The 18,059-nt window shown below is 65.2% G+C and carries 17 protein-coding genes; 3 read left to right on the top strand and 14 right to left on the bottom strand.

The window, feature by feature from the left end; genetic code table 11:
* Positions 1-16: 16 nt before the first annotated feature.
* The 3 genes from LB547_RS16880 to LB547_RS16870 all read right to left on the bottom strand — a co-directional run bounded on the left by LB547_RS16880 (position 17) and on the right by LB547_RS16870 (position 1,286).
* Positions 17-463 carry an SRPBCC family protein gene (locus LB547_RS16880; protein ID WP_140759095.1) on the bottom strand — a complete coding sequence of 149 codons (447 nt, stop codon included), beginning with the start codon at positions 461-463 and terminating at the stop codon, positions 17-19.
* Positions 463-774 (bottom strand): ArsR/SmtB family transcription factor, encoded by a 312-nt coding sequence (locus LB547_RS16875; RefSeq protein WP_140524680.1) that lies wholly within the window; start codon positions 772-774, stop codon positions 463-465. The genes LB547_RS16880 and LB547_RS16875 overlap by 1 nt, the downstream gene beginning before the upstream one ends.
* A 92-nt stretch (positions 775-866) precedes the next feature.
* Positions 867-1,286 (bottom strand): GNAT family N-acetyltransferase, encoded by a 420-nt coding sequence (locus tag LB547_RS16870; RefSeq protein WP_140759093.1) that lies wholly within the window; start codon positions 1,284-1,286, stop codon positions 867-869.
* A gap of 151 nt (positions 1,287-1,437) precedes the next feature.
* On the opposite strand from LB547_RS16870, the gene leuD reads away from it, so the two are divergent.
* Together leuD and LB547_RS16860 are read left to right on the top strand one after the other, a co-directional pair.
* Positions 1,438-2,043: a 3-isopropylmalate dehydratase small subunit gene (gene leuD / locus LB547_RS16865; RefSeq protein WP_140491959.1), complete on the top strand. Its 606-nt coding sequence runs from the start codon at positions 1,438-1,440 to the stop codon at positions 2,041-2,043.
* Positions 2,044-2,112: 69 nt separating this feature from the next.
* Positions 2,113-3,036 carry a hypothetical protein gene (locus LB547_RS16860; protein WP_140759091.1) on the top strand — a complete coding sequence of 308 codons (924 nt, stop codon included), beginning with the start codon at positions 2,113-2,115 and terminating at the stop codon, positions 3,034-3,036.
* A 249-nt stretch (positions 3,037-3,285) separates the two neighbouring features.
* Here LB547_RS16860 and lpdA read toward each other — a convergent pair whose 3' ends face one another.
* From lpdA to LB547_RS16840, 4 genes are all read right to left on the bottom strand, one after another.
* Positions 3,286-4,683 carry a dihydrolipoyl dehydrogenase gene (gene lpdA, locus LB547_RS16855; protein WP_140759089.1) on the bottom strand — a complete coding sequence of 466 codons (1,398 nt, stop codon included), beginning with the start codon at positions 4,681-4,683 and terminating at the stop codon, positions 3,286-3,288.
* A 234-nt stretch (positions 4,684-4,917) separates the two neighbouring features.
* Positions 4,918-6,297 (bottom strand): dihydrolipoamide acetyltransferase family protein, encoded by a 1,380-nt coding sequence (locus LB547_RS16850; protein WP_140759087.1) that lies wholly within the window; start codon positions 6,295-6,297, stop codon positions 4,918-4,920.
* 16 nt (positions 6,298-6,313) lie between these two features.
* Positions 6,314-7,327, bottom strand: a complete 1,014-nt coding sequence (locus LB547_RS16845; protein ID WP_140524493.1) for an alpha-ketoacid dehydrogenase subunit beta — start codon at positions 7,325-7,327, stop codon at positions 6,314-6,316.
* A 3-nt stretch (positions 7,328-7,330) separates the two neighbouring features.
* The gene (locus LB547_RS16840; protein ID WP_140514092.1) at positions 7,331-8,563 is read right to left on the bottom strand and encodes a 3-methyl-2-oxobutanoate dehydrogenase (2-methylpropanoyl-transferring) subunit alpha; all 1,233 of its coding nucleotides are present in this window, start codon (positions 8,561-8,563) and stop codon (positions 7,331-7,333) included.
* A 438-nt stretch (positions 8,564-9,001) separates the two neighbouring features.
* On the opposite strand from LB547_RS16840, the gene holA reads away from it, so the two are divergent.
* On the top strand, positions 9,002-10,045 hold the full coding sequence (gene holA, locus LB547_RS16835) for a DNA polymerase III subunit delta (RefSeq protein WP_140524492.1): 1,044 nt from the start codon (positions 9,002-9,004) through the stop codon (positions 10,043-10,045).
* Positions 10,046-10,095: 50 nt separating this feature from the next.
* On the opposite strand, the gene LB547_RS16830 is transcribed toward holA, so the two are convergent.
* The 7 genes from LB547_RS16830 to mnmE form a co-directional block, all read right to left on the bottom strand.
* Positions 10,096-10,884: a DUF2182 domain-containing protein gene (locus tag LB547_RS16830; RefSeq protein ID WP_140524490.1), complete on the bottom strand. Its 789-nt coding sequence runs from the start codon at positions 10,882-10,884 to the stop codon at positions 10,096-10,098.
* Between the two features lie 34 nt (positions 10,885-10,918).
* On the bottom strand, positions 10,919-11,545 hold the full coding sequence (locus LB547_RS16825) for a DUF1326 domain-containing protein (RefSeq protein ID WP_140524488.1): 627 nt from the start codon (positions 11,543-11,545) through the stop codon (positions 10,919-10,921).
* 314 nt (positions 11,546-11,859) lie between these two features.
* The gene (locus LB547_RS16820) at positions 11,860-12,747 is read right to left on the bottom strand and encodes a ParB/RepB/Spo0J family partition protein (protein ID WP_140491933.1); all 888 of its coding nucleotides are present in this window, start codon (positions 12,745-12,747) and stop codon (positions 11,860-11,862) included.
* Positions 12,748-12,804: 57 nt separating this feature from the next.
* On the bottom strand, positions 12,805-13,605 hold the full coding sequence (locus tag LB547_RS16815; RefSeq protein ID WP_140491929.1) for a ParA family protein: 801 nt from the start codon (positions 13,603-13,605) through the stop codon (positions 12,805-12,807).
* 57 nt (positions 13,606-13,662) lie between these two features.
* Positions 13,663-14,295, bottom strand: coding sequence for a 16S rRNA (guanine(527)-N(7))-methyltransferase RsmG (gene rsmG, locus LB547_RS16810; protein WP_140759085.1), 633 nt, complete (start codon positions 14,293-14,295; stop codon positions 13,663-13,665).
* Complete coding sequence (mnmG, locus tag LB547_RS16805) at positions 14,292-16,166, bottom strand: tRNA uridine-5-carboxymethylaminomethyl(34) synthesis enzyme MnmG (RefSeq protein ID WP_140759083.1); 1,875 nt, start codon at positions 16,164-16,166, stop codon at positions 14,292-14,294. Before mnmG ends, rsmG begins: the two co-directional genes overlap by 4 nt.
* A gap of 539 nt (positions 16,167-16,705) precedes the next feature.
* The gene (mnmE, locus tag LB547_RS16800; protein WP_140759080.1) at positions 16,706-18,037 is read right to left on the bottom strand and encodes a tRNA uridine-5-carboxymethylaminomethyl(34) synthesis GTPase MnmE; all 1,332 of its coding nucleotides are present in this window, start codon (positions 18,035-18,037) and stop codon (positions 16,706-16,708) included.
* Positions 18,038-18,059 lie beyond the last annotated feature (22 nt).

Here is an 18,059-nt window from a genome sequence, read left to right as displayed (position 1 = left end):
GAGAAGCGATGCCTTTTCAGCCTTTCGACGCGGGCCGAGACAGGCCCTGCCCGGTTTCGAGCAGGCTTTTCAGGCTCGACAGGACGAGCGGCCAGCCCTTGCCGACATGCTCCAGCAGCTTGTGCGGGCCGTCGGCCGCATGGGTGACGGCAAGCTTCATCATGTCGCCCTCCTGCTCGATGACGAAGCTGCAGGTGGTGTAGCCGTCGGCCTTGACGTCCGGCATGAACTCATTGCGCCATTTGATCACCAGGCGCCTTGGCGGATCGATCTCGAGGATCTCGCCGCTGTCGGTCACCCGGCCGTCGGCATAGACCATCTTCCACGCGGAGCCCTTTCTCCAGTCGCTCTGCATGCGGGCGCCGAGAAAATATTGCTCGTGGAATTCCGGTTCGGTCAGCGCCTGCCAAAGCTTGTCGGGCGTGGTGCGGATGTAGGTCACATAAACGAAGGCGTTGCTCATCAGTCTTCCTTTTCGAGGCGTCTCTTCAGATCGCCGAGGGCGGAGAGCCGCCCCCGCTCGAATTTGCCGATCCAGCGCTCGGCGATCTCGTTGATCGGAACCGGGTTGAGGTAGTGCTCCTTCTCGCGCCCCTTGCGGATTGTGGTGACAAGGTTCGCCTCCTCGAGGATCGCCAGGTGCTTGGTCACCGCCTGGCGGGTCATATCCATCTCAGCGCACAGCCCGTTCAGCGTCTGCCCGTTCCTGTCATGAAGGCTGTCCAGCAATTGCCGGCGGGTCGGGTCGGCCAAAGCGCGAAAGACGGCGTCCATGCTCATGGCTCTAATATGCAACCATTTGGTTGCATGTCAAGCACAACATGTCATGCCAACGGCTGCTGGATCCGGCCACAGGAGAAAAAATGTCAGCGCGTGCGGGAGAACCAGAAGGCGTCGGCCATGCGCATCATGCCGATGCGTTCGTAGAAGCCGGCGGCGTCGGGCACGGAAACCAGGCTGATGGCGACGGACGGGCCGAGCTGCCGCCGCGCCTCGTCCATCAGTCCCTTGCCGATGCCGAGCCCCTGCGCCGATCCGGAAACGGCGAGATCGGAGATGTAGCAGACCCAGGAGAAGTCCGTCATGGCCCTGATGACGCCGACCAGCGGCTTGCCTTCGGTATCCAGCCGCGCGGTGAGCACCAGATTGGCGCCCGACAGCATCGCCCGCAGCCTGTCGGCATCATCGACGGGACGGATCTCGCCAAGGCCGGAGTCCACCAGCACGCGGCGGAATTCGGCGACGTCGAGCGCGGGTTCGCCGGCATAGAGGATTTTTTCAGCCATCACAGCCAGACTGCACCATCGGGCCGCGAATTCGAAGCCGTTTGTGCGGCACCCGTGCCGACGCGCGAACACCTGCCTTTTATTTGTCGCCGGCTTTGTGTAAACCGGGCGCCAGCGATCCCCCGCAATGCCAGGAAGACGGGCAAAGACCATGGAAAAATTCACCAAGCTCACAGGCGTCGCCGCGCCAATGCCGATCGTCAATGTCGACACCGACATGATCATCCCCAAGGATTATCTCAAGACGATCAAGCGCACCGGGCTCGGCAGCGGCCTGTTCGCCGAGATGCGCTACAAGGACGACGGTTCGGAGAATCCGGATTTCGTGCTCAACAAGCCGGCCTACCGCAAGGCGCAGATCCTCGTCGCCGGCGACAATTTCGGCTGCGGCTCCTCGCGCGAGCACGCGCCGTGGGCGCTGCTCGATTTCGGCATACGCTGCGTCATCTCGACCTCCTTCGCCGACATCTTCTACAACAACTGCTTCAAGAACGGCGTGCTGCCCATCACCGTCAGCCCCGAGGATCTCGACAAGCTGATGGACGACGCTTCGCGCGGCTCCAACGCCACTTTGTCGATCGACCTCGAGGCCAAGGAGATCCGCGGGCCCGACGGCGGCGTGGTCAAGTTCGACCTCGATGACTTCAAGCGTCATTGCCTGCTGAACGGCCTCGACGATATCGGCCTGACGATGGAGAAGGCCGGCGCCATCGCTTCGTTCGAGAAGAAGAACGCCGAGCTGCGCCCCTGGGCCTGAACGGCGCGGCTGACGATATCGGCCCGGCCGTCGCTGGCCGGTCTTGCGGCGGCTGAAGGAGGAACAGTCATGACACGCCCGCTTCTTGCCAGCGCCTGCGCCCTGGCCATGACCGTGGCGGCGCTGGCCGGCGCGCATGCGCAGGCCGAGACGCCAGAGGCGCAGCCACCGGCGGCAAGCGAGACGCCGGCCACGGATCAGGGAGCCGCCGACGTTTCCGACGACGACAAACAGGCGCCGGTGCCGTTCGAGGGCGGCCAGTTCACCATCACCCAGCAGGAACAGTATGGCGAGAAGGTGCTTGCCTATGACGGCAAGCAACTGGCCAGCAATTATGACGTCTTCTTCGACAAGATCGTCGAGGTCGGCGGCGTCAAGGTGGCGCTGTTCGACGTCGGCGACGGCGGCAATCAGTGCGGGCCGGCGACGGTGATCGTCTGGAAACCGGAAGGCGCGGAGATCCAGAGCACCACCGTCGAGCAGGACGAGTGCGGCGCGCCGCCTACGGCCGTCTCCGACAGCGCCATCTATTTCGTGCCCTATCTCCTGCCCGGCGATTCGAAACCGGCATTGCAGTGGTCGCCGACATCGGGGCTGACGATCTCCGGCAATCTGACCTACATGCCCGAACCCGGCACCGACTGGAAGGACATCGATCCGTCGAAATACGACAACATCATCGACGCCTTCCACAATGAGGCCGTCTACAAGGCGGCCGAGGCGCTGCTCGGCAAGGACATGCCCGACATGGCGACCAGCCTGCTGGTCGGCGGCGGCACAGAAAAGACCGCGTCCGGCGCCTTCTACGCCAGCGGCTGCGTGCCGCATGATTGCGGCGGCAATGACGGCTTCATGGCGGTCGATCCGGGCCAGCACAAGCTCTATTTCGCCCGCCGCGGCGACAACGGCCAGCCGGACGCCAAGCCCCCGGTGAAGACCTGGCCGGCGGACGTGAAGGCAGCGCTCGACAAGGCGATGAGCGCGGCGAATTAGAGCAATTCCGGGAAACGGTTTTCAGTCCGGAATTGCGCACCGGTGGCGGGCTAGCACCCCCCTCTGTCCTGCCGGACATCTCCCCCTCAAGGGGGGAGATTGACAGTTTCGGCGCCCCGCTCACTTGGCTACGTTGGGAAATTGGCGAAGGCAGAGGTGACGGCCGATCTCCCCCCTTGAGGGGGAGATGCCCGGTAGGGCAGAGGGGGGCAGTGCCCCGCCAACATCACCAGTTTTTGCTGTCGCGCTCTAAATATGCAGCGCGTGTCCCAGCGCCTTCAGGGCCGCTTCCTGGAAGCCTTCGCCCTGCGTCGGGTGGGCGTGGATGGTGCCGGCGATGTCCTCCAGCCGCGCGCCCATTTCGAGCGCCAGGCCGAAGGCCGTCGACAGTTCCGACACGCTTTGCCCGACCGCCTGGATGCCCAGCACAAGATGATTGTCCGCGCGGGCGACGACGCGGACAAAGCCATCCTCGCCAAGCCTGGTCATCGCGCGGCCATTGGCGGCGAAGGGAAACATCCCGATCTTGATTTCGCCGCCGAGCGCCTTGGCCTCTTCGGGCGACAGGCCGACGGTGACCAGCTCCGGATCGGTGAAGCAGACGGCCGGGATAGCCCGCTTGTCCCAGCTGCGCTTATGGCCGGCGACGATTTCGGCGACCATCTCGCCTTGCGCCATCGCGCGGTGCGCCAGCATCGGCTCACCGGTGACGTCGCCAATGGCGAAGATGCCGCGCATCGAGGTGCGGCACTGCTCGTCGATGCGGATGAATCGCCCCGCCATGTCGAGGTCGATCTGGTCGAGCCCCCACCCTTCCGTCACCGGCTTGCGGCCGACCGTGACCAGGATCTTGTCGGCGGCGATCCTCGCGTCCTTGCCGTCCGGGGTCTCGACCAGCAGCGCATCGCCTTTCGTCGACAGGCCCTTGGCCTTGGCGCCTGGCATCATTTCGATGCCGAGCGCCGCCAGCCGCTTGACCACCGGCCGCGTCAGTTCGGCGTCATACTGCGCCAGCACGCGCGGCAAGGCCTCGACCACGGTCACCGCCGCGCCCATCTTGGCGAAGGCCGTGCCGAGCTCCAGGCCGATATAGCCGCCGCCGACCACCGCCAGCCGCTGCGGCACCTCCTTCAGCGCCAGCGCTTCCGTCGACGAGATCACCGGCCCGCCGAACGGCAGGAACGGCAATTCGACCGGCGCCGAGCCGGTGGCGATCACCACCGCTTCGGCGCGGATCACCTGGCTTCCCGTCTCGGTCTCGACCGTGACGGTCTTGCCGTCTCGAAACGTCGCCCAGCCCTGCACGGTCTTCACCCCGGCCTTCTTGAGCAGGCCGGCGACGCCGCTGTTAAGCCGACTAACGATGCCGTCCTTCCAGGCGACCGTCTTGCCCAGATCCAGCGCCGGAGCGGCCAACGAAATGCCGAGCGGGCTGTTGCCGCCCGCCATCTGCGCGACCTTCTCGAACTCCTCCGCTGCATGGATCAGCGCCTTGGAGGGAATGCAGCCGACATTGAGACAGGTGCCGCCCGGCTTGCCGGCTTCGACGATGACGGTATCGACGCCGAGCTGCCCGGCACGAATAGCGCAGACATAGCCGCCCGGCCCGGCGCCGATGACCAGCAGCTTGCAGGAGATTTCTTTCATGACGTGACCCTTCGATCCGAGGAAACGCTCCGTCGAGATTCTTCGCGCCCCCCTCTGTCCTGCCGGACATCTCCCCCACGAGGGGGGAGATTGGAGGCTTCGGCGCCTCGCTCAATCCCGCAGCGCTGGTGATTGGCGAAAGCCGGCGTGACATCTGATCTCCCCCCTTGTGCGGGAGATGCCTGGCAAGGCAGAGGGGGGCGCTCTCCCGTCATCATCTCGAATGATCCACCCTCAATCCACGAAAATCAGCGCCGGCGTTTCCAGGAGCGTCTTGATGCGCTGGATGAACACCGCCGCGTCCCAGCCGTCGATGACGCGATGGTCGAAGCTCGACGACAGGTTCATCATCTTGCGCGGGATGAACTGGGTGCCGTCCCATACCGGCCGCACCATCATCTTGTTGACGCCGAGGATCGCCACTTCCGGGTGGTTGATGACCGGCGTCGTCGCCACGCCGCCCATGGCGCCGAGCGAGGTGATGGTTATGGTCGAACCGGAGAGCTCGTCGCGCGTCGCGGTTCCCGACTTGGCCGCCTCGGCCAACCTGGCGACCTCCGCGCCGCATTCCCAGATGTCCAGCGCTTCGGCGTGCTTGACGACGGGCACCACCAGTCCCGACGGCGTCTGCGCGGCGATGCCGATATGGACGCCGCCATGCTGGTGGATGATGCCGGCCTCGTCGTCGAACAGCGCATTGAGGTTGGGCTGGTCCGCAATCGCCTTGACCATCGCTCGCATCAGGAACGGCAGCAGCGTCAGCTTGGGCCTTTCCGTCCCCTTGGCCGCCCGCTTCTCCTTGTTGAGCGCGGCGCGCAGATCCTCGAGCGCGGTGACGTCGATCTCCTCGACATAGGTGATGTGCGGGATGCGCGACGTCGCCAGCGTCATCTTCTCGGCGATCTTGCGCCGCAGGCCCACCACCTTGATGTCCTCGACGGCATCGTTGCGGGCGAGGCCGGATGCCTTTGCCATGTGCGGCCCGCGCGCCAGGAACGCCTCGATGTCCTCATGGCCGATGCGGCCGGCCGGGCCGCTTCCCTGGACCTGCCTGAGGTCGAGGCCCGCTTCCTTCGCACGCAGCCGCACGGCCGGCGAGGCCAGCGGCCTTTCACCTTGCGCACGCGGCGCGCTGTTGACCTTGGACCTGGCGCCGTCATCCTCGGGCTTGTCCCGAGGATCTACCGACCTTCCGGAACTGGTCGCGTCATATCCCTGTGGGACGGCGGATCCTCGGGACAAGCCCGAGGACGACGGCGACAGATTGGGCGATGACGGCTCCAGGTCCGAGACCGGGCGAGCCCCCGTATCATCGGAGATACTTTCAGCCGTCACTTCCGCCGGCATCGCACCGCCAACGACATTGCCCTCGCCGGCCACCTTCAGCCGCACGATGGGCGAGCCGATCGCCACCGTGTCGCCGATATCGGCGCCCAGCCACAGGATCTCGCCGTCGACGGGGGAAGGGATCTCGACCGTGGCCTTGTCGGTCATCACGGCGGCAAGCATCATGTCCTCGCGCACGATGTCGCCGACCTTGACATGCCATTCGACGAGTTCCGCCTCGGCGACGCCCTCGCCGACATCGGGCAGCTTGATGATGTGTTCGCCCATGTCGGGCCTCCCCGTTCTAGGCTTCCAATGTTTCCGTAAGCGCCCGGCCGACGCGGGCCGGACCGGGGAAATAGTCCCATTCCTGCGCATGCGGATAGGGCGTGTCCCAGCCGGCGACGCGGGCCACCGGTGCCTCCAGATGGTAGAAGCAGTTTTCCTGCACAAGCGCGACCAGCTCCGCTCCGAAGCCGGAGGTCAGCGTCGCCTCGTGCACCACGACGCAGCGTCCGGTCTTCTTCACCGACGCCACGATGGTGTCGAGGTCGAGCGGCAACAGCGTCCTGAGATCGACGATCTCGGCATCGATGCCGGTCTCCTCGGCCGCCGCCTGCGCGACATAGACCATTGTGCCGTACGCCAACACCGTGACGGCGGAGCCGGCCCGGCGGATCGCGGCCTTGCCGAGCGGCACGGTGTAGTGGCCGTCGGCGACCTCGCCCAGCTCGTGCTTCGACCACGGCGTCACCGGCCGGTCGTGATGGCCGTCGAAGGGGCCGTTGTAGAGCCGCTTCGGCTCGAGGAAGATGACCGGGTCGGGATCCTCGATCGCCGCGATCAGCAACCCCTTGGCGTCATGCGGGTTCGAGGGCACGACGGTCTTCAGCCCCGACACATGGGTGAACAACGCTTCCGGGCTTTGGCTGTGCGTCTGGCCGCCGAATATGCCGCCGCCGGTCGGCATGCGCACCACGATCGGGCAGGTGAAGTCGCCGTTCGAGCGGTAGCGCAGCCTCGCGGCTTCCTGGGTCAGCTGGTCGTAGGCCGGGTACATGTAGTCGGCAAACTGGATCTCCACGCACGGCTTCAGACCATAGGCGGCCATGCCGATGGCCGAGCCGACAATGCCGGATTCATTGATCGGTGCGTCGAAGCAGCGGCTCTTGCCGTATTTCGCCTGCAGGCCTTGCGTGCAGCGGAACACGCCGCCGAAAAAGCCGACATCCTCGCCGAACACCACCACTTTCTCGTCGCGCCCCATCGACACGTCCATCGCGTCGCGAATGGCCTCGATCATGGTCCGCCTCGGCATGGCTCAGACCCCCGCCTGCTGGCGCTGGCGCCGCAGATGCGGCGGCATCTCGGCATAGAGGCCCTCGAACATGTCGCGCGTCGACGGCTTGCCGCCGGCGTGCAGCGTGCCGTGGCTTTCGGCTTCCTTCTGCGCCGCGATCACCGTGTCGAGGATTTCCGCTTCGGCCTGCTTGTGCCGCTCCTCCGACCAGACGCCGAGCCGGATGAGATGGTTCTTCAGCCGAACCACCGGGTCGCCGAGCGGCCAGGCATCGGATTCGGTCTTCGGCCGGTAGGCCGAGGGATCGTCCGAGCTCGAATGCGCGCCGGCGCGGTAGGTGACATATTCGACCAGCGTCGGCCCCAGGTTGCTGCGCGCGCGCTCGGCCGCCCATTTCGCCACCGCATGGACGGCGAGATAGTCGTTGCCGTCGACGCGCAGCGCCGGGATGCCGAAACCCAGCCCGCGCGCGGCGAAAGTGCCCGCGCCGCCGCGCGCTATGCCTTGAAACGTCGAGATTGCCCACTGGTTGTTGACGACATTGAGCACCACGGGCGCCTTGTAGGTGGAGGCGAACACCAGCGCCGAATGGAAGTCGGATTCCGCGGTCGAGCCGTCGCCGATCCAGGCCGCGGCGATCCTTGAGTCGTTCGAGATCGCCGAGGCCATAGCCCAGCCGACCGCCTGGATATACTGCGTCGCCAGATTGCCCGAGATCGAGAAGAAGCCGTGCTCCTTCGACGAATACATGATGGGCAATTGCCGGCCCTTCAGCGGGTCGGCCTCGTTGGAATAGATCTGGTTCATCATCGTGACCATCGGGTAGCCGTCGGCGATGAGCAGCCCGGCCTGCCGATAGGTCGGGAAATTCATGTCGCCGGGGGCGAGCGCCTTGCGGAAGGCGCAGCTCACCGCCTCTTCGCCCAGATGCTGCATGTAGAAGGAGGTCTTGCCCTGCCGCTGCGCCATCTGCATGCGCGCATCGAAGGTCCTCAGCGTCATCATGTGGCGCAGGCCTTCGAGCAGTTCCTCGTCGGAGAGCAGCCCCGCCCACGGCCCCACCGCCTCGCCGGCGCGGTTCAGCACCCGGATGATCGAGAATGCCATGTCGCGGATGGCGCGTGGATCGACGTCGATTTCGGGGCGCGGCACCGAGCCGGCGGCGGCGATGGTCACGTTGGAGAAATCAGGCGTGCCGCCCGGCCGCACCTCGGGCTCCGGAACATGGAAGCGCAACATCCCAGCATCGGCCATGACCTTCGTCCTCCATGTCGCCCGGCACCGATATTTGCATATCCGCGCCGCCAGTGCGAATTCACCGGGCAAGCCTCCGGGCATCGGGCCGGCCAAGCCGGCCGATACAGCCTGCCGCGCACCAAGATGAAGATATGTCGGCGAAATTTCTTGTCGATGTTGGGCGGCGCCGCGCAATTAGGCGCAAGGTCGCGTGAGATTTGTCGCCAGATAAGGTGATTGTTTGGCAAGTTTGGCTGCCGCGCCCACTTCACGCCTGCGGAAGGAGAGGAGAATCGCGGGTCCGCCAAACGTGGCGCCCTTCCTCTCCCCCGTCGATCGGGGGAGAGGTGTCGAGCGCAGCTCGACGGAGTGGGGGTCGATCTTCCCTCGAAGCAGTCCTTCGGAGTTGAACTGGAAGACGTTCACTCCGCCCCAACATCATGCTAACCACCCTCGATGGCACAGAAGAAAGCATACGAAGTGGATTCCTGGCTCGCGAAGCCGGACCCGCGCATGGCGATCGTCCTGCTTTATGGCCCCGATCGCGGCCTTGTCTCGGAGCGCGCCAAGGCTTTTGCCGCCGCGACCGGCCTGCCGCTCGACGACCCCTTCTCGGTGGTCAGGCTCGACGGCTCCGAAGTCGAGCGCGACGAGGGCCGGCTGCTCGACGAGGCGCGCACCGTGCCGATGTTTTCCGACCGCCGCCTGCTGTGGGTGCGCAATGCCGGCGGCCAGAAGGCGCTGGCCGACGACGTCAAGGCGCTGACGGCGGAGCCCGTGCGGGACGCGATCATCCTCATCGAGGCCGGCGATCTCAAGAAGGGCGTCGGGCTGCGCGCCGTCGTCGAGGCGGCCGACAACGCCATGGCGCTGCCCTGCTATGCCGACGAGGCCAGGGACATCGATGCCGTGATCGACGACGAGCTGCGCAAGACCGGCGCGACGATGACGCTTGAGGCAAGACAGGCGCTGCGCCGCAATCTCGGCGGCGACCGGCTGGCCTCGCGCGGCGAGATCGACAAGCTGCTGCTTTATGTCCATGGCCAGAAGGAAATCGGCCTCGACGACGTCAGGGCGATGTCCGGCGACGTTTCCGGCGCGTCCTTCGACGATGCCGTCGACGCGCTTCTCGAAGGCAAGGTCGGCGAGTTCGACACCGCCTTCACCCGCCATTGCCAGGCAGGCGGCCAACCCTTCCTGGTGCTGTCCTCGGCGATGCGGCAGTTTCAGGCGATGCAGTCCATGCGCGGCCAGATGGAGGCCGGCGGCCGCAATGCCGCGTCGGTGGTGGCGGCGGCGCGCCCGCCGGTTTTCTTCTCGCGCCGCAAGCTGGTGGAGAAGGCGCTGGAACGCTGGAGCGTCGAGGCGCTCGGCCGCGCGCTGACCCGGCTGCAGACCGCCGTGCTGCAGACGCGGCGAAGGCCGGACCTGTCGGTGGCGCTGGCAAGGCAGGCGCTGCTCGGCATCGCGGTGGAAAGCGCGAGGCTGGCACAGCGTTAGGCCCTTTCGGCACCGGGCGCCTGCCTCCGTTGGTCAATTCCCTCCGTTGGTCAATTCATTGTCATGGCGCCTACCGGCTCAAAGGTCGGCAGCGCCTGTGGAAAGACCAGCACCGCCGCGCCATAGAGCAGCAGAGCGATCCCCGACAGCTTCGCGATCCCATTTCCAGACGGCAGGGTCTTTTCCGCGAATATCAGCAAGGTGACCACGGCCATTGCGGCAACGTTCATGATCCCGAGAGGAAAGAGGGCGAGAAACAGAAGCCAGCAGCAGCCCAGGCAGAAAAGTCCATGCTCAAGGCCCATGCGAACCGCGCCCCAGTAACCATCGCGCCATGAGGTCAGGATGAAGCCGATCGGCGTGCGGCATTTGGCCAGACACAGATCCTTCAGTGGGGAAAGTTGATAGGCGCCCCCAAGCATCAGCAGCGCGCCGCCGAAACGCGCGGCCGTCGCCGTGGACAATCCCACATGCCCGGCGAGCATCTCCGCACCCGCCGCGCCGGCAAAGGCGATAACGCCCATCACGCCCCAGACCAGCATGTACCCGGCCACGAACACCCAGCTCGAGACAAAGGTCTCGCCCCGGCCCCGTTTGCCCGCCTGGACCCGGTGAAATGTCAGGATCATGGGTGCGGCCGTCGGAAACATCATGGCAATCATCATGATCATCCAGACGGCAAGAAACAGCGGCGCCTTCATGCCCATGGTGAGCGAGTACATTTCCATGCGCATGTCCGCGCCCATGCCCGCCTGCTGCCGGATGAGCAAGGTCCATGCCGCCGCCGCGATAGCGATCAGCAGCGCGAGAATGATGTATCGCTGCAACGTCTGCACCATGGACGAAGTACGTCCCGTACCATGCGGCCAACGGCTACTGCTGGCCAGACCAGTTGATCGGGGCGTAGTGTCCGTTTCGGCGGGAATTGTCCCAGCTCATGCCATGGTCGCTGAATGTACTGCCTTCCGCCCCCATGGCCAAGGCGAGCCAGTCGGGATTGACGGGATGGCCGGTGGCCGCCCACATCTGCCCGTCCTCGCGCATCGTCGGCAGCGGCTCGACCGCCATCCGCATGACGCCGGCAATCTCCGCCGACCGCTTCTTGCCGTCTATCCGGTAGCTTATTGGTACCTTCTTGGCGCCGAGATTCGTGCCGATCAAGGGTGCCAGCACCGCCATCGGGCCGCCCGCGACGCCAGTGAAGATGGCGCCTAGCGCCTCTGTCTGCCTGTCATCGGCCCGTTCGTCGATATAGGCGGCGGCCGTCCAATTGCCGTCTGCCATCGGACCCGGCGTGTGGGCAACCATGGCGACGCTGAGCCCATCCAAACGGACGTCGCCGTAACTGCCCGTATCGATATGAAAGACCAGGCCGACGTCGCAAACGCCGTTCGTCGGCCTTGATGTCAGCTGCGCGTTGGTGGACAGCAGGCAAGGACACACGACATCGCAGCTACAGTTTTCGAAGTAACTTCCGGACAATTGCCAACGGACTGCCATTTGCACCTCCCATTTGCGTCAGGCGCGCGTCGGCATATTGCTTTGGCGAGGCGGTGCCATTTCACGCCTGTTGCAGGAATGGCAGATAGCCCTCGCCGCGACTGACCGGCACGCTAGGGCAATTAATTTAAGCCTTGTCTAATAGAGGTTACGCCGTTGCCGGGCACTGTCAAGCCGCGAGCGCGGCTGGCGACGGATGCCGATGGCGCTGCTTTTTCGCCAATCGCCAGCGCTTCAAACGAAAGGGCTGGCGGACAGCCAGCCCTCGTTTTCCCTGCGTTGTAGCTTCCGCTTTGTTGAAGTTCGCCGGCTAACTACCGCTCTTGTTTCAATCTCCGACACAGCTCGTCAAGCTGCTCCAGCGTCCGGTACGCCACGCGAATCTCGCCGCCTTTGTTCGTGTGGTCGATGGTCACGATCATGCCGAGCGTGCCGGTCATCAGCTTTTCCAGCGCCAGCGTGTCGGCGTCTTTTTCCGGCGCGCTTTTCGCCTGCTTCGGCTTCGCCGGGGTCGGACCGGCCGGCATCTGCGCCAGCGCTTCGGCCTGGCGCACCGAGAGCCCTTCCTCGACGATGCGCTTGGCAAGCCCTGCCGGGTCCTCCGCCGTCACCAGCGTGCGGGCATGGCCCGCCGACAAGGCCCCGTCGACCAGCATGTCGCGGATCACGTCGGGCAGCTTCAGCAGCCGCAGCGTGTTGGCGACATGGCTGCGGCTTTTGCCGATGACCTGGCCGAGATCGGCCTGGGTGTAGCCGTGATCGTCGATGAGCTGCTGATAGCCGAGCGCTTCCTCGACCGGGTTGAGGTCGGCGCGCTGGACGTTCTCGATGATTGCCAGTTCCAGCGCCGTGCGGTCGTTGACCTCGCGCACGATGACCGGGATCTCGGTCAATCCGGCGCGTTGCGCGGCACGCCAGCGCCGCTCGCCGGCGATGATCTCGTAGCGCCCGGCCTGCGACGGCGAAGGCCGCGCCACCACCGGCTGCACCACCCCATGCTCGCGGATCGATTGCGCCAGGTCGGTCAACTCGGCGTCGCCGAAATGCCGGCGCGGGTTTTTCGGATTGGGCGTCAGGAACTCGATCGGTACCTTGCCGTCGGCACTCATCCCAGGCTTCTCCGGCGCGCTCGGACGGTCGATCTCGCCGATCAGCGCCGCCAGCCCGCGGCCCAGTCTCTTTCTCGAAAGGTCTTCGCTCATTTCGGTTCCAGATTGTTTCGGTATCGAATCGGCTTTTGCTCCATGCGCGGCCGCTTGTTAAGCGGCGCGCAATTTACGCTCGCGGCGGATCACTTCCGACGCAAGCTGCAGATAAGCCTGGCTGCCGGAGCATTTGAGGTCGTAGAGGATCGCCGGTTTGCCGTAGGACGGCGCTTCAGACACCCGCACATTGCGCGGAATGATGGTCTCGTAGACCTTGTCACCCATATGCTCGCGCACGTCCTGCACCACTTGGTTGGCGAGGTTGTTGCGGCCGTCATACATGGTCAGCACGATGCCCTGGATGGTGAGATCCGGGTTGATCGAGCGGCGCACCTGCTCGACGGTTTCGAGCAGCTGGCTGAGACCTTCCAGCGCGAAGAACTCGCATTGCAGCGGCACCAGAACGGAATCGGCCGCCGCCATTGAATTCAAGGTCAAGAGATTGAGCGACGGCGGACAGTCGATCAGCACATAGCCAAACCCGGCCGAACGCGCCGATGCGGCGCGCAGGGCGTTGCGCAGCCGCAGCACCCGGTCCGGCGCCGAGGCGATCTCCATCTCGATGCCGAGCAAATCGAGGGTCGACGGCACGATCGACAGGCCGGGCACCGCCGTCGGGATCGCCGCCTCCTCAAGCTCCAGCTCGCCGGTCAGCACGTCATAGGACGACACCGTGCGGTCCTTGCGGTCGATGCCCAGGCCGGTGCTGGCATTGCCTTGCGGATCGAGGTCGACGATCAGCACCTTCTCGCCGATCGCCGCCAGCGCGGTGGCCAGGTTGATGGCGGTGGTGGTCTTGCCGACACCGCCCTTCTGGTTGGCTACGGTGATGATTCGAGGGCCGTTCTTCATCATGGGTCTATGCCAGGAATTCATTTTGGGTCGCCAACACGGATTCGGACAGGTCTTTGTTCAGACAGGTCGCACATTGGACAGTTCAAGGATGACGCCGCCAGGGTCGGTCATGCTTGGATGTTCTACCAGATCGAAGCTCCAGCGGTTAACGCTTTCTTGCACTTCGGCACGGTAATCCCGGCCTTTGTGGAACAGCCCGCGCGCGCCTGATGTCAGCCACGGCCCCGCCAGCTCAAGCAAGGTCGAAAGCGGCGCCAGCGCCCGCGCCGTGACGATTTCCGGTGCCGAAACAAGCGCATGGCTGTCATCGATGCGGCGCGCGACGACACGCGCCGGCAGACCGAACTGGCCGACGACGGCTTGCAGGAATCCCGCTTTCTTGCGATTGCTTTCGACCAGGTCGATGCTGGCGCCGTCACGCTCGGCAAGCAGGAACGCCAGGACCAGTCCCGGAAATCCGCCGCCCGAGCCGATATCGACCCATCGCAGCGCTTTGTCCTCGATTCGCCAGAGCTGCGCGCTGTCCAGTATGTGGCGTTGCCAGACATCGCCGGCCGTGGATTGCGCGACGAGATTGATGCTGCGGTTCCATTTCTGGAACATCTCTTCGAATACCACCAGGCGATCGAATGTTTCACGTGAAACGGGACCGGCGGCGTTGCGCAGGCTCTCCCAAGAGGCAGCGCTCACGCGACGTCCCTTTGGGCGCTCTCGGAATGCCTGATATGAGCGACGATGATGGCCAGCGCCGCCGGCGTCATGCCTTCCATGCGCTGCGCGTCGGCAACCGAACGCGGTCGCCGCGCATGCATCTTCTGCTTCAGCTCGTTCGATAGTCCCGGCACCTCGGCGAAGTCGAGCGACTCGGGGATGAGCCGGCTTTCCTCGTGCCGGATTTGGGCGACGTCGCTCTTCTGGCGATCGAGATAAACCGAATATTTCGCTTCCGTTTCGAGGCGCTCCGCCGTCCTGGCGTCGATCGTCCCGAAATTCCCATCGATTCGGGCCAGCCAAGCCACGTCGACGCCGGGATAGGCGAGCAGTTCATAGGCGGATCTGCGTACGCCGTCGCGATTGACCTCCAGCCCGTGGCGCGCCGCCTCGTTGGGTGTCAGCTTTACGCCGAGCGCCAGCCGGCGCGCTTCGGCGAGGCGCTGCTCCACCTCGCCGAACCGCTGCATCCGCCGGGCTGACGCTATACCCAGACTTGCCGCCAGCGGCGTCAGCCGCTCGTCGGCATTGTCGGCGCGCAGCGAAAGCCGGAATTCGGCGCGCGAGGTGAACATGCGGTAAGGCTCGCTGATGCCGCGGCTGGTCAGATCATCGACCATCACGCCGATATAGCCTTCGGTGCGGCTGAGCACGACTTGCTCGCTGCCCGACGCCCGCCTTGCGGCATTGAGGCCCGCGAGCAGGCCTTGCGCGGCGGCCTCCTCATAGCCGGTCGTGCCGTTGATCTGCCCGGCGAGGAACAGGCCGCCGACGCGCTTTGTCTCCAGCGTCGGATGGAGCTCGCGCGGGTCGACATGGTCATATTCGATGGCATAACCGGGCTGCAGCATCACCGCTCGGTCCAGCCCCGGGATGGTCTTCAAGATTTCGAGCTGAACCTCCTCCGGCAGCGAGGTCGAGATGCCGTTGGGATAGACCGTGTCGTCGTCCAGGCCTTCCGGCTCGAGAAAAATCTGGTGGCCTTCGCGGTCGCCGAACTTGACGATCTTGTCTTCGATCGACGGACAGTAGCGCGGCCCGACGCCTTCGATCGAGCCCGAATACATGGCCGAGCGCCCGAGATTGGCGCGGATCAGTTCATGCGTGGCCGCGGTCGTGCGCGTGATGCCGCATTCGATCTGCGGCGTCTCGATGCGGTCGGTCAGCAGCGAGAACGGCACCGGTTCGTCATCCGCCGCCTGGCTTTCCAGCGACGCCCAGTCGATGGTGCGCCCGTCGAGGCGCGGCGGCGTGCCGGTCTTCAGCCGGCCGAGCTTGAAGCCTGCGCGGCTCATCGTCGCCGACAGCCCTAGGCTCGCTTGTTCGTTCATGCGGCCGGCGACAATCTTCTTCGCGCCGATATGGATCAGCCCGCGTAGGAAGGTTCCGGTGGTCAGGACCACCGCGCCGCTGGCAAGGCGCCGGCCATCGGCCAGGAGAACGGCGCGCAGGCATCCCGAATCGTCGATGTCGAAGTCGAGCACCTCGCCCTCGATCACATCGAGACCGTTCTGCTGCCGGATCGCTTCCTGCATGGCGAGCCGGTAAAGTTTCCGGTCGGCCTGGGTGCGCGGGCCGCGCACGGCCGGCCCCTTGCGCCGGTTGAGCAGGCGAAACTGGATGCCGGCCGCGTCCGCCACCCGGCCCATCAGCCCGTCCATGGCATCGATCTCGCGCACCAGATGGCCCTTGCCGAGCCCGCCAATGGCCGGATTGCAGGACATCACGCCGATCGTGTCGAAACGCAGCGTCACCAGCGCTGTCCTGGCGCCCGCACGCGCAGCCGCGCTGGCCGCCTCGCTGCCCGCATGGCCGCCACCCACCACAACCACATCATAGTGATCGGTCATTTCAAACGTCCTGGATCCGAAGTTTGGTGGAGAGATGTCCCCGCAGCGGGACGGTGTCAAGAAACTTCGCGGGAGTTTCACGTGAAACAGGACGGCGAGCCTTATTGTAGTGTTTCACGTGAGTCACGTGTATCGACCGCCGGCGCCGCCCCCGGCGCCGTGTCGGCACTCCTCCCTGCCACAGGGAGACAGCGCTGACCGCAAAGCCGGCACCTTCATTTACAAGGCTGATAATTGCCGAAACCGTAAATAACAGCGCCCTCTCCCCGTCTTTATAAGAGAATGCCGGATAAGAGAATGCCGGCAGGCAAGTGCGGGGTAGCGCCGACGCTGGCGATTGATTCCGGCGCAGCCGTTTCACGTGAAACAACGTCGGGTTGGAGAGCCCCTCTGTTTCACGTGAGTCATCGGCCGGGCCCGTCGTGATAAAAGCCGAGGTCAGCGCTGCCCCTCATCCGCCTGCCGGCACCTTCTCCCGTATAGTGACGGGGAGAAGGGAGGCTCGACGGCGTCGGCGCCCCGACAATGTTCCACGTGAATCATTTCCCGATGCAGAACTGCGAGAAAATCACATCCAGCATGTCCTCGACATCGACCGCGCCGACGATCCGGCCGAGCCGGTCGGCGGCCAGCCGCAGATCCTCGGCGCGCAGTTCCTGGCCGGCGTCCGGGCTCTCGGCCGCGCGCAGCAGGAAGCGATTGGCTTCGCCTAGCAACTCGACATGGCGAAGCCGTGAGGGCAGGATGTCGCCGGCTTCGCCGACCTGCGCGGCCGCGAGCCTGGCGATTTCGGCCAGCAGTTCCGTCACGCCCGTCCCGTTCTTGGTCGAAATGACGCGATCATAACCGCCTGTAAGCCCGGCGGGGGCCCTTTCCTGCACCAAATCGAGCTTGGTGCCCACGCGCAAGGTCGCGATCCCCTCGCGTTGAAGAGCAACGGGATGCGGGTCGGCCATATCCTCGAGGATGAGCAAGAGGTCGGCGCCATGCGCCTTGGCTCGCGCCTTCTGGATGCCGATCGCTTCCACCTTGCCGGCCGCATCGCGCAGGCCTGCGGTGTCGGTCAGCCTGACCCGCAGGCCTTCGAGGTCGAGCACGATCTCGAGCAGGTCCCGCGTCGTGCCCGGCTCATCCGTTACAATAGCTGCATCGCGCCGCGCCAAGGCGTTGAACAGGCTCGACTTGCCGGCATTCGGGGCGCCGAGGATAACAACCTCGAACCCGTCGCGGATGATTTCGCCGGCACGAAACCCGGCAATGTGGCGCTCAATCTCCCCGATCATCGCCGAAACATCAGACCAAACCGTATCCGAAACGGAACCGGGAATGTCGTCTTCGTCGGCAAAGTCGATCTCGGCCTCGATCATGGCGCGCGCATGGATCAGCCGCCGCCGCCAGCTCAGATAAAGCTCGGCCTGCGCGCCCTCGGCATTCTGCACCGCGAAGCGCCGCTGCGCCTCGGTCTCGGCGTTGACCAGATCGGCCAGCGCTTCCGTCCTTACCAGATCGACCTTGCCATTGAGGAAGGCCCGGCGCGTGAACTCGCCCGCTTCGGCGTGCCTGACGCCTTCGAAACCGGCGATCGTCTCCAACAGCCTCGCCACCACGGCGCGGCCGCCATGCACCTGGAATTCCGCCACGTCCTCGCCGGTGAAGCTGCCGGGGCCGGGGAAAAAGATCACCAGGCCATTGTCGAGCACGCCGCCATCGGGCGCCCGCAGCTTGCGCAGGCTGGCCACGCGGCCCTTAACCATACCGCCGGCGATCGTTTCGACAACGAATCGAGTCTTTGGCCCGGAAATGCGGATGACGGCGACGCCGGCGGGCAGGCGGCCGCTGGAAAGCGCGACGATGGTGTCGGCCGAAATCATTTGCCCGCCTTGTTGGACCGCC

The sequence above is a fragment of the Mesorhizobium sp. B264B1B genome, assembly GCF_020165765.1.
GTDB lineage: Bacteria > Pseudomonadota > Alphaproteobacteria > Rhizobiales > Rhizobiaceae > Mesorhizobium.
Note: the sequence above shows the minus strand (reverse complement) of the source record. Positions and strands in the feature narration are given on the sequence as shown.